The following is a 12,807-nucleotide window of genomic DNA, read 5'->3' on the forward strand; positions in this document are numbered from 1 at the left end:
CAACTCACCAAGAGTAAAGACCATGCACGACAATATATATGACCAGCATCTGGATGCTCTTTCGGCCAACTATGAAGCACTGAGTCCGCTGTCTTACCTGAAGCGCGCTGCGGTGGTTTACCCGGACAAGGTGGCCGTTGTTCATGGAGAACTGCGCCGTACCTGGGCGGAGGTCTATCGTCGTTGTGTGAAGCTGGCCAGCGCCCTCAACAAGCGTGGCATCGGCAAAGGTGACACTGTGTCTCTGATGGCACCCAACCTGCCGGAACACTATGAAGCTCACTTTGCTGTGCCGATGTGTGGGGCCGTGCTGAACTCCATCAATACCCGTCTCGATGCTCCGGCGGTGGCGTTTATCCTGCAACACGCAGAAAGCAAGGTACTGATTACTGATCGTGAAATGGCACCGGTGGTCAAGAAGGCCATCCACATGCTGCACAATCCTCCGCTGGTGATCGACATTGATGATCCAACCTACGAAGGTGGCGAGCTGCTGGGCGCGATGGATTACGAAGCCCTGCTGGCCGAAGGTGATGACAACTACGCCTGGCATGGTCCAGTGAACGAATGGGATGCCATTACCCTCAACTATACCTCCGGTACCACCGGTGACCCGAAAGGGGTGGTGTACCACCACCGTGGTGCGTATCTGAACGCCGCCTCCAACGCCATGTCATGGGGCATGACCAGCAAGGCGGTCTACCTCTGGACGCTGCCGATGTTCCACTGCAACGGTTGGTGTTTCCCATGGACCATGGCCGCGATTGGTGGCACCAGCGTGTGTCTGCGTCATGTGCGTGGTGATGCCATTGTGAACCTGGTGGTGAAGGAAAAAGTCGATCACCTCTGTGGTGCGCCGATTGTGCTGAGCCTGATTGCCGCGGTGGACGAGTCCCTGCGTGCCGGCCTGACCCACACCGTGAAGGTCATGACCGCCGGTGCACCACCACCAGCATCCGTGATCCAGAAAATGGAAGAAATCAACTTCGAAGTTACCCACGTGTATGGCCTCACCGAAACCTACGGCCCATGTGTGGTATGCGCCTGGAAAGACGAGTGGGATGGCGAAACCATGGGTGAACGGGCACGCCTGAAAGCCCGTCAGGGTGTGGCTGTACCGATGCAGGAAGGCCTGATGGTCGCCGATCCGGAAACCCTGGAGCCGGTCGCTCGTGATGGTGAAACCATTGGTGAAGTCTTTATGCGCGGCAACATCGTGATGAAGGGTTATCTGAAAAACCCGACCACCACCGATGCCTCGTTTGATGGTGGCTGGTTCCACTCCGGTGACCTCGCGGTATGGCACGAAGACGGTTACATCGAAATCAAGGACCGCTCCAAGGACATCATTATTTCCGGTGGTGAAAACATCTCCTCCATCGAAGTGGAAGAAGTGCTGTTCCGTCATCCACAAATCGAAGATGCCGCGGTGGTGGCGAAACCGGATGAGAAGTGGGGCGAGGTGCCATGTGCTTTCGTCAAGCTGGTGGCCGGTGTGGAACTGAGCGAAGCCGAAATCATCGCCTACTGCCGCCAGAACATGGCGCACTTCAAAGCCCCGAAAAAAGTGATGTTTGCCGCTCTGCCACGTACCTCCACGGGCAAGGTGCAGAAATTCAAACTGCGTCAGTGGGCGAAGGATGGCATCCCGGAAGCGGACAGTGTCAGCGGCTGAGTAGCGTCTGATTGATTGTATGGGCTCGCGGTGATGGTGCCGTGGTCTGAAAAACGTGCCACAGGGATGTGGCTCCAGCAATCCCGCACCGGCAACGGGATTGTGTGATTAAACCAGTTGAACCACAGCAGCGGGTTTGATCATGACAGGGTTGCGAGCCCCTCCGTTCGACCTGTCCCGGCCCCTGGCGCGTTGTGAACGTGCTGAACACCACTCCTGTTCAGCATTGGCACAGCGCGTTTTTTATTAAGCGCGCTTTTCTTGCCAGCCCTTTTCTTGTCCGTACTTTTATTGCCCGTACCTTTATTACCAGCCTTGAGGCAACTATGACTCTTGTATGAATAGGATCAGATCGGCTGTTTATCTATCTATCGATCGTTATATTGGGTGTTGGTGATAAAACTGTCTTTATGACAAGTGCATTACAAACGGGTGTTTTTTAACTGGTTATTGGCGCAACGGATTGTCCTGAAAATGTCAGGAAACTTTCGTCCAGATGTCATCTGCCATCTTTACAGTTCGAGTTCTCAAAAAAACCGGATGATGACAGAGAGATACTTCCATGGAACTGTTCAAGAAGAACCGCCTGCTTCAAGCCATGATGATGGCGGCGATGGCGACTGGTCTGGCTGCTTGTGGCGCTGACGGTGACGACGGTAAAGATGGTGCAAATGGTACCACCAGTCTGACTTCTACCACTGTTGTAGCGGTTGGCAGCGCCGAGTGTGCGAATGGTGGCACTGTAGTTTCTACTGGTATGGATGACAACGCCAACGGCGTACTGGATTCTGCCGAAATCGACTCCAGCGTGAACGTTTGTAATGGTTCCGATGGTACTGATGGTGTAGATGGTACTGATGGTGTAGATGGTACTGATGGCACCGACGGTGTGAACGGTTCTGCTGTCAGCATCAAGTTTGTAGGTGTTGATGCACCGTCTACCGACGCTGAAAAGCGCGAGATCATGGTTTCCCAGGCTGTTGTCAAAGGTGAAATCTACGGTGGTGTGTATAACACTCTGGCGCGTTCCGGTGACGTGATCGACGGTATCCCGTTTGGTCTGATCGTGGATGATCAGGGCAACGCAGTGCTTGAAGAAGACAACTCCGAGCGTATCACTGACGCCAACGAACACACTTCTCTGCTGCCAATCAACGGTCGTCTGTTCTCGGTTTCCCAGATGGAAACCCGTCCAGGTGCCATGTTCCTGTTCGAACTGAACCAGAACAGCACCACAGGCGCTCTGACTGTGAAGAGCATGTCCCAGATCGATCAGAAAGGTGTTGATGGTGGTTGGGTACACTGTGCCGCTTCCGTTACTCCATGGACCACTCACCTGGCCTCTGAAGAATACGAACCGGATGCCAAGAAGCTGCCAACCGCCACCGAAGTGGCCGCTGACAGCTACTCATCTACCCAGCTGGATTACTTCAAGTCTGGCGACCTGAACTGGAACCCTTACTACTACGGCTGGAACATCGAAGTAGAAGTGGCGACCGATTCTGCTGACGCTGCGTCTGCTGCGACTACCGAACTGACCAAACACTACTCCATGGGTCGTCTGGCGTTCGAACTGGCGTACGTAATGCCGGATTCCAAAACCGTTTACATGACTGACGACGGCACCAACGTTGGTTTCTACATGTTCATTGCGGATACCGCTGGTGATCTGAGCGCAGGTACCCTTTATGCCGCCAAGTGGAACCAGACTTCTGCTGATGGTGTTGGTGCAGCCAACCTGACCTGGGTATCCCTGGGCCACACCACTGACTCTGCAATCTCTGATTACGTACATGGCACCAACGGCAAAACTGCCGCTACCTTTACCGACATCTTCACTGCTGTTGATCCGGTTGGTGGTGTGTGTGCCGATGGTTACACCTCTATCAACGCCAACGGCGTGGGTCAGGAGTGTCTGAAGATCAACACCGGTATGGAACTGGTTGCTTCCCGTCTGGAAACCCGTCGTTACGCGGCCATGATGGGCGCTACTACCGAACTGCGTAAGGAAGAAGGTATTACTTACGACAGCAAGCGTCACAAGATCTACCTGGCTATGTCTGAAGTAGCCAAGGGCATGCTGGATGGTGACTCTACCCTCGACGTTGGTGGCCCGAACGATATGAAACTGGCTGCCAAGAACTCCTGTGGTGCTGTGTACCAGCTGGAACTGGGCTCTGACAGCACTATTGGTTCTGACTACGTCGCCAAGAACATGTCTGGTCTGGTTGCTGGTCGTCCGGTTTCTGCATCTGACCCACAAGTGGCCGGTTTCGAAGACAACAACAGCTGCCACATCAACGGTATCGCCAACCCTGACAACCTGACCTATATGTCTGGTTATGATCAGCTGATCATTGGTGAAGACACCGACAAACACCAGAACGACGTGATCTGGGCTTACGACCTGGCCGCTGGTGAGCTGACCCGTATCCAGACCACTCCATACGGTTCTGAAACCACCTCTCCATACTGGTACCCGAACATCAATGGCTTTGCCTACCTGATGTCTGTGGTGCAACACCCGTACGGTGAGTCTGATATGGATCAGGACACTACCGGTACCGAGCACCGCGCTTACACCGGTTACATTGGTCCATTCCCGGCTATCCAGTAATCGTTTGATTACAAAACGAGGGCGACTGCGGTCGCCCTCGTGTCGTTTGAGGTTTTGAAGCGTTATGTACAAGAATTTATCGTTTGTGGTGGCAGCCGCTGCTTTGATGCTGGCGGGTTGTCAGCAGGAAGAAGCCCCAGTGGTACAGGGTAAAAGCACTCAGATTGAAAGCGCGCAGGTTGAAAGCGCCGCAGCAGATGTAAAAAAGGCCAACACCCTGGCCCCAACCGCTGCTGGTAAAGCCGACTCCAATCCGGTCGCTACCGATTATCAGTATGGCACCCTGACCCGGATTACCGCCGATCACGTCAGCAACCGCGTGTCTTATATCCCGCCGCAGTGTTACACCAATCCGGTCGACAGCAATGGTGTGGTCAGTAACCCCTGTTATGCCTGCCATACCGAAAGCAAACGACCGAACTTCCTGAACGATATTGACGTGCAGTTGAGCTACAACTTCCCGGAATCCGGGGTGGTCAACAACTGGACCAACCTGTTCAAGGATCGCACCACCCAGGTGGCGGCTATCAGTGATGCCGAGATCCAGCGTTATGTACGCGAAGACAACTATTTTGCTGCCAACGGCGGCATTATTCTGGCCGCAAAACTGGCCAATCCTCCGGCAGAGTGGGATCGCAATGGTGATGGCCAGTGGGGTGGTTATGTCCCGGATGCCTGGTTCCATTTTGACGAGCAGGGTTTTGATATTGCACCCAACGGAGACATGAGTGGCTGGCGCGTGTTTGCCTATTACCCGTTCCCCGGCACCTTTATGCCCACCAACGGTTCCACCGATGACGTGATGATCCGTTTGCCTGAGATGTTCCGCCAACTGGCAGATGGCACCTTTGATCGTGAGACCTATATCGTCAACCTGGCGATTGTTGAAGCCATGATGAAAGAAACCAACATCCAGATTGAGCCGGTCGATGAAAGCCGCTGGGGTGTTGACCTCGACAAGAACGGCAGTATCGGCATGGCAAGCCAGATCACCTACGACTGGGCGCCCAAAGAAAAACGCCTGATGAGTTATGTGGGTGCCGCCAAGGCCGCCTTTGATGCCGGTACTATCAAAATGGCTGCTCGTATGTTCCCGACCCGCACCGAGTTCCTGCATTCCGTGCGTTATGTGGACGTTAACGACAGCGGTTCCGAAACCCGTATGGCTCCTCGCATGAAAGAGCTGCGCTACAGCATCAAAAAAGGCTGGAGCACCTACTTTGACTGGCGCAACCTCGCCGATGACGAGTTCAAGGAACGTCACGACTTCCCGGACCGCGCCAAGACGGTTTACGGCAACATGGAAGAGGGCGTGTACGCCAAACACGGCTGGTTGTACCAGGGCTTTATCGAAGACGATGCTGGCCAGCTGCGTCCGCAGAGTTATCAGGAAAACGTCTTCTGTCTGGGCTGCCACGGCTACATTGGTGCCCACAACGACACCGTACTGTCCTTCAACCGCAAATTTGATAACAACTCGGCGTTCCGTCGTGGCTGGTATCACTGGTCCGAAAAAGGTTTTGCCGGTGTTGCTGACCCACACAAGGAAGACGGCAGTGGTGAATATGCGTTCTACCTGCAACACAACCCGACCGGTAACGAATATCGCACCAACGATGAAGTGCACCAGCGCTTCTTTGATGCTGATGGCAAGGCCCGTCCGGAAGCGTTCGAACGCCTGTCCAATGACATCAGTTATCTGTTGATGCCAAGTCCGGAGCGAGCCATGGCGCTTAACAAGGCTTACCGGGTGATTGTGCAGGAGCAGAGTTATAACGAAGGTCGCGACCCGGTGATCAAACCGCTGACCAATGTTCACAAGGAAGTTACCCGTGGTCAGGAAACCGGTATTACCGAAGTCCTGAATCACTACTGATTGGTATCATGACGCATTGTTGCCACGCCGGCAGGTTCTCTATCGGCGCGGCTTGTTAATTGGCCAGGCTTTTTGCCCTCTTGGGGGACCTTGTCCCCCGGCCGGGCAGGCCTCCCCCTGCTTTTGCCCGACTGGGCTCGTTTTTCCGGTATTCCCCGACAACGGCGTTTCGACCCCGGCCCGATGGCACATCCCTGTGCCAACGGGCCTGGCGGGGCATCCATGCCCCGGCCGGGTCAGCCGTTGCGGTGAACCCCGGCTCGCCCAGATGGGCATTGAGCAGCCAGCTACGCTGGGCTAATCCGGTTGTACTGGATGCTTGGCTGCGGAAGGGAATTTATTCCCGAAATTGCTCGGCCTGGATTGATGCTGCCTGTCCGACTTCTACTCGGCGTATTAATTGGTCCGGCTGTTTGCCCTCTTGGGGGACAAGGTTCCCCAAGAGGGCAGCAGCTTGGCCAGTTAACAAACTGCGTTGATAGTGCGGTTATTCCGCTGAGGTGCGAGGCTGAGTCAGCGCTTGATACGGTAACAAGGCGTGTATTCGCCGTTCAGCTTCATCCGTTTATGCGCCACCATGGTTTCCAGCAGGGCATCCATCCGTTCCATCAGAGCGGCGTCACCGGTCAGCTGGTACGGACCATGTTCCTGCACCCGTTTCACCCCTTCGGCCTTGACGTTACCGGCGACGATACCGGAGAAGGCACGACGCAGGTTGGCGGCCAACTCGTGACGTGGCTGGTCGAGGCTGAGTTCGAGGTTGGCCATGGCGTCATGGGTTGGATCAAACGGCATCTGGAACACAGGTTCGATGTGCAGCGACCAGTTGAAGTAGTAAGCATCGTTTTGCTTGCGGCGGTGATCGCGCACTTGCTGGATGCCTTTTTTCATCAGGCTGGCGACTTTTTCCGGGTCCTGAATCACCAGGTGATAACGGCTGCGTGCTTCTTCGCCGAGGGTTTCGGCAATAAAGCTGTCGATGGAGCGCAGGTAGTCTTCGGTTTCTTTCGGACCGGTAATCACCACCGGGAACGGCAGGTCGCGGTTTTTCGGATGCGACAGAATCCCCAGCAGGTACAGCAACTCTTCGGCGGTGCCCGGGCCACCCGGGAAAATCACAATGCCGTGGGCCATACGCACAAACGCTTCCAGACGTTTTTCGATATCCGGCAGGATCACCAGCTCGTTCACAATCGGGTTCGGCGCTTCGGTGGCGATGATGCCAGGTTCGGTGATACCTATATAACGGCCGTTACGCAGGTGCTGTTTGGCATGGCCAATGGTGGCACCTTTCATTGGGCCTTTCATGGCACCCGGACCACAGCCGGTACCAATGTCGAGGCCGCGCAGGCCAATGTGGTAACCAACTTCCTTGCAGTATTCGTATTCGTGACGCGGGATTGAGTGACCGCCCCAGCACACCACCAGATTCGGCAGACGATCACCGCGCAGCAGGTCGGCGTTGCGCAGCATATGGAATACCGCGTTGGTGATGCCGTCGCTGTCGTTCAGATCAAAACGGTGGGTGCGAAGGATGGAGTCCTGGGCGTACAACACATCGCGCAGCACCGAAAACAGCTGCTCACGAATACCCCGAATAATCTCACCATCGACGAATGCACATTCCGGAGCGTTGATCAGGCGTAATACCAGACCACGGTTTTCCTGCTGGAATTCGATGTTGAAGTCCTGATATTCGCGCTCGATCTCAACATAACTGTCGTTGAGGCTGCCAGCGCTCAGAACCGCATAACAACAACGTCGCACCAGATCGTGGGTGCCGTGGCTGGCGTTGCGCAGTTGCTGGATTTCGTAGTGGGAAAGTACCCGCAAATTGGTTTTCGGATGAATCACTTCATAGTGGCGCATAGGGTTGTCTCCCTGAACTCTATTAATACTGACTATAAGCCTGTCTTTGCCGTTTTGCAGCCCGTTGATCCCTATCGGCTGTTATATATTCTTAGATGTTTACTTCCAGCTGGCCGGGTAGGGCCAGCCCCCGCAACAGATCGCTGCGGGTCAGCATACCAATCAGCTTCTGATCATCATCACAGACCGGCAAACAGCCAAGCCGATAACGCAACATCAGATCCGCGGCCTGACGGGCCGGGGTATCGGTACAGGTGCAGAACAAGGGGCGGCTGGCGATGGTCAGGGCGCGGCTCTGGTCGGAATGTTGGCGGCTCGAACGCAGCATATCCCGTTCAGACAACAGGGCCAGTGGTCCGGTTTCCGATACCAGTGGCAAATGGCGGATGTCATGTTGTGCCAGCAGGGCGTGGGCGTCAGCAATGCTGGCGTCTTCTGGTAACACAATAACCGGAGATGACATCAGATCGGCAACCACCGAATGAGCCAGCACCGGTTCGTGGCGGCTGGCGACCTGCTGATACGCGTCGGCTTGTGCAGTGTGTGCCATATCACGACGAATACGGCGTGTTGCCCGGATGGCACTGCTGGCGCTAACCGTGCGCTCGGCGGGCGGAAGAGGGGTGCTGATGCGCAGCCCCATATCAAAAACCATCAGTGTCATTGGGCCTCCGGGGTGATGACGGATTGGCATACAAAAATGGTATAAACGTTTAAACTTTGCGCTCTTTCGGGTGGTTGTTCAAATGAATGACCACAATTGCCGGCCCCCCCGGCACAGCAGGCACGGCTGTGTGATGGCGTGTCATTCAGGTAGATTTTTATGGAACGCGTGTATCGTCTGACGATTTCCTGCCCTGATCGGGTGGGTATTGTGGCCCGGGTTGGACAGTTTTTTTCCGGACATGGTGGCTGGATTGTTGAGGCCAACCATTATTCCGATCCGGTCAGTAACCGCTTTTTCATGCGTCACTGTATCCGCGCAGAATCCCTGCCGTTCGGACTGGCCGAACTGAAGAGCCGTTTTGCCGAAATCGCCGCCGAGTTCGATATGGACTGGCACATCAATGATTCTGATCAGCCGAAGCAGGTAATCCTGATGGCCAGCAAGGACAGCCACTGTCTGGTTGACCTGCTGCACCGTTGGCACAGCAAGGAGTTGCACTGTGATATTCCGTGTGTAATTTCCAACCACGATACCCTGCGTTCGCTGGTGGAGTGGCACGGTATTCCGTTCTTCCATGTGCCAATGGACAAGGACAACAAGGGTGAACACTTCCGTCGGGTGAACGCCATTGTTGAAGAACACAAGGCCGACACCGTTGTACTGGCGCGTTACATGCAAATTCTGCCGCCAGAGTTGTGCCAGAAATACCACGGCCAGGTGATCAACATTCACCACAGCTTCCTGCCGTCATTTGCCGGTGCGCGTCCGTACCACCAGGCGGCTGAGCGTGGGGTAAAACTGATTGGTGCCACCTGTCACTACGTAACCCAGGATCTTGATGCCGGTCCGATCATTGATCAGGACGTGATTCGTATCAGCCATAACGACCGTGTTGAAGACATGGTGCGTCTGGGCAAGGACGTTGAAAAAATGGTTCTGGCTCGTGGTGTACGCAGCCATCTGGAAGACCGTGTGCTGCTGCACGGCAACAAGACCATCGTGTTCTGATACGGGTCTGATGTTTGTATGATGATTCCGGTCATACCTCCCGTGTGGCCGGAATATCCCTCCTGAGCTTTCTGGTCACCAACCCCGCCTCGTTATGTATTTCCAGACTTCAGGTCTGTTTTGATCCGGCGCTGCGGTGCAATTGAGCTAGTCTTTTCCTGTCAGAGTTCGCTTTAGTGTTTTATTGAATTGATTCAGGCACTGGACTGATGAATTTTTGGAAAGTCTGGCGTTAACAATCCGTCATCCATTCCCGGCTGTTAATGACAGTGGTTCTCGTTACAAAAAGACACAAAAGTTGAGCAATAAAGCTTTGGATTCATCCTTTAGAGGGATGAGTATCCTGTAGTGGCAGGATTATATTCCCGACAATGTTGTGAATTGTCGGGCGCTTGCTTGCACAACAAAACAGATAACAACAATAGACAGGTAGCGATATGGTACACAGAACGTTACTGGGCATGGCGATTGCAGCCGCCAGCCTGGCCCTGGCAGGGTGTAATATCAGCAGCGTGGATACGGAAGCCGAGGTTAATCAGACCCCGGTGGAAGCGGGTTCCGAAGGTACGGTTGCAGAGGTGGTAACGCCACTGTTTAACCCGGCACGCAGCATTTTGCCGGTGGCGACGGACTTCCTGTATCGCACCTATCCAATGGATTCCAGTGGGAATGCCATCGATAGCACCGACGTGGATGGCACTCTGTATTACGGCGCAGGCAAGAATATTGAACCACTTGCGGCTGACGGTAGCATCAACCCGTCGTACAACCCGGTCTACGACGCCCTTAACGACCTTGAAGGCTTCTCGACTGCCGGTCAGATTTACGTTGAATTTAATGGTTCACTGGCATCTGAACAGCCGTCCGGTTCTGTCTATCTGGTACCGCTGAATTACGACGGTGGCCCGAAAACCGGCACCCTGGTATCCAGCAGCCCATTCCAGTATCAGAAGATTCCCGCCATTCGGGTGGATGTAATCACCGATGAAAGTGGTTCGATCAACAACAACGTCCTGCGTATCAGCCCGCTGCAACCGCTGATGCCGGACACCCGTTATCTGGTAGTGATGCTGGATAATCTGGAAGACGCCAATGGCAACAGCGTGCAGATGCCAAGCCAGTATGAATACCTGATTGGTGACGACGACCTGTTGTCGGCCGCGCTGGGTTCAGTACGCACCGCCGTAAAAGGCTGGAAGCAGTTGGCCGACGGTTTTGTTGCCGGTGTGCTGCAGCGTAATGCCAGTGTGCGCATGGCCTACACCTTTACGACCACCAGTACCACCGCGGTTACCAACGTGATGGCAGCGCCGGGCAATGCCGACAGCAGCCTGACCAACGCGGCGATTCCGGCGGCGGTGCAGAACTACCTGAATACCACGGATGATGATCAGGCCACCCAGCTGGCAACCCTGACCTACATGACCGGCAGTTCCAGCGCCGCCAGCCAACTTCTGGGCGGGCACACCTTGTTGAGCACGCTGGCAGCACCGGCTCCACGCAAAACCGATTTCAGTACCAGCGCGCCGGTAGCCACCGCGATGCTGGTAACCGGTGCACAATCGACTTTCCGTACTGGCCGTATTGAGCTGCCCTATTTCCAGAAAGCACCTTCCGGTGCATACGCTGGTGAAAACCCTCTGACTGGTTACGCCTGTCAGGAGGCCACCACCGAGTGTGCGCAGTCGCGCCTGACCGCCGCTAACGTGATTACCTCGCAGTGGGAATCCAACGCTGATGTGATCAGCAATCTGAAGCTGGCGACCGGCTCCTCCGAAGCAGTGGCTGCGGCGTACGCAGCACCATCAGAAAACGTTACCTCGCTGTTCCCGTTTGCCAAACAGCAGGGCACTGTATCCGTCCCTGTGATGGTGGTTGAACCGGTGTCCAGCTGTGAAAAACCGGACGATGGCTGGCCGGTCGTGATTTACCAGCACGGCCTCGGCTCCAACCGTCTGGCTACGCTGCCGCTGGCAGAACAACTGGCGCAAAACTGCTACGCCACGGTCGCCATCGACCTGCCGTTACACGGTCCGATGCCAACCGATACGTTCTCCTATGCCGGTTACAATATTCCGGTACTGGCGGCGGTGCTGGGCAGCGAAAACAGTACCTATAACTTCGGTACGTTTATGGGCCTGCCAAGTGCGACCCAGACAGCGCTGATTACGTCACAGACCATTACCCAGCGCCACTTTGGTCTGACCGCTGATGGTGTGGCACCAACCGCAGTGAGTGCCACCGATGCCAGCGCCAACGCTTCCGGTTCGCTGTTTGTGACCTTCGTACGTTTCCAGACCACCCGTGACAACAACCGTCAGGCGGTGATGGACCTGCTGAACCTCGATGCATCGATTCCGTTTATGGATATCGATAATGACGGCACTGCCGACCTGGATGGTAACAACCTCTATTTCGCTGGTATTTCCCTCGGTTCGATTGTGGGCACCCAGTTTGTGGCGGTGAACAACGCCAACACCACCTCGGCCAACAGTGTTGGCAACAGCGCCCTGAAGCCGATCAAGGCTGCCGTGTTTGGTGTTCCGGGTGGTGGTCTGGCCAAGTTGCTGGAGAATTCCCAGACCTATGGCCCAACTATTGTGGGTGGTCTCACCAGTGCTGACGGTTTTAACCTGACCCAGGGCAGCCTCGATTATGAGTCGCTGCTGACCGTTTACCAGGCGACTGTCGACAGTGCTGATCCGGTGAACTATGCGGCCCAGCTGACCGCGACCGGTACGCCTTACAGCGTGATCGAATCCATTGGTGACACCGTGATTCCGAACTCGGTTGAAGAAGCGCCACTGGCGGGTACCGAGCCATTGATCAGCGCCATGGGGATTACCGCGGTGGATACTTCCACCGACTTGTCGGCACTCAGTCCGGTGCAGGTCAGCTTCCAGTTGAGTGACGAGCTGAGCAGCCATATTTCCATGGCGCGCCCGGATACCAGTGATGCCACTGCTGAAACCCCAGCCACCTTTGCCACGATTGCAGCCCATGTGATCAGCATGTTTAACGATCCTGCCGCGCCGACTCTGGATGACGGTGGTGCCGGTATCGTTGAAGCGGTCGCGGAATAAGGAGACGTGGTT

The 12,807-nt window shown here is 55.2% G+C and carries 7 protein-coding genes; 5 read left to right on the forward strand and 2 right to left on the reverse strand.

Annotated elements, in window-relative coordinates; translation table 11 throughout:
• Positions 1–22 precede the first annotated feature (22 nt).
• The 3 genes from OUO13_RS04430 to OUO13_RS04440 all read left to right on the forward strand — a co-directional run bounded on the left by OUO13_RS04430 (position 23) and on the right by OUO13_RS04440 (position 6,168).
• Complete coding sequence (locus OUO13_RS04430; protein ID WP_283172644.1) at positions 23–1,675, forward strand: acyl-CoA synthetase; 1,653 nt, start codon at positions 23–25, stop codon at positions 1,673–1,675.
• 562 nt (positions 1,676–2,237) lie between these two features.
• Positions 2,238–4,292 (forward strand): PhoX family protein, encoded by a 2,055-nt coding sequence (locus tag OUO13_RS04435; RefSeq protein WP_283172645.1) that lies wholly within the window; start codon positions 2,238–2,240, stop codon positions 4,290–4,292.
• A 64-nt stretch (positions 4,293–4,356) separates the two neighbouring features.
• A complete protein-coding gene (locus tag OUO13_RS04440) occupies positions 4,357–6,168 on the forward strand; it encodes a hypothetical protein (RefSeq protein WP_283172646.1) in 1,812 nt (603 codons plus the stop codon).
• A gap of 513 nt (positions 6,169–6,681) precedes the next feature.
• On the opposite strand, the gene ppnN is transcribed toward OUO13_RS04440, so the two are convergent.
• Both ppnN and OUO13_RS04450 read right to left on the reverse strand, forming a co-directional pair.
• Positions 6,682–8,037 carry a nucleotide 5'-monophosphate nucleosidase PpnN gene (gene ppnN / locus OUO13_RS04445; RefSeq protein WP_283172647.1) on the reverse strand — a complete coding sequence of 452 codons (1,356 nt, stop codon included), beginning with the start codon at positions 8,035–8,037 and terminating at the stop codon, positions 6,682–6,684.
• Between the two features lie 91 nt (positions 8,038–8,128).
• Positions 8,129–8,701 carry a CBS domain-containing protein gene (locus tag OUO13_RS04450; protein ID WP_283172648.1) on the reverse strand — a complete coding sequence of 191 codons (573 nt, stop codon included), beginning with the start codon at positions 8,699–8,701 and terminating at the stop codon, positions 8,129–8,131.
• A gap of 159 nt (positions 8,702–8,860) precedes the next feature.
• Between OUO13_RS04450 and purU the strand changes: the two genes are divergently transcribed.
• Together purU and OUO13_RS04460 are read left to right on the forward strand one after the other, a co-directional pair.
• Positions 8,861–9,712: a formyltetrahydrofolate deformylase gene (purU, locus tag OUO13_RS04455; protein WP_283172649.1), complete on the forward strand. Its 852-nt coding sequence runs from the start codon at positions 8,861–8,863 to the stop codon at positions 9,710–9,712.
• Positions 9,713–10,149: 437 nt separating this feature from the next.
• On the forward strand, positions 10,150–12,795 hold the full coding sequence (locus OUO13_RS04460) for a hypothetical protein (protein WP_283172650.1): 2,646 nt from the start codon (positions 10,150–10,152) through the stop codon (positions 12,793–12,795).
• Positions 12,796–12,807 lie beyond the last annotated feature (12 nt).

This window comes from Parathalassolituus penaei, assembly GCF_026626885.1.
Taxonomy (GTDB): domain Bacteria; phylum Pseudomonadota; class Gammaproteobacteria; order Pseudomonadales; family Oceanobacteraceae; genus Oceanobacter; species Oceanobacter penaei.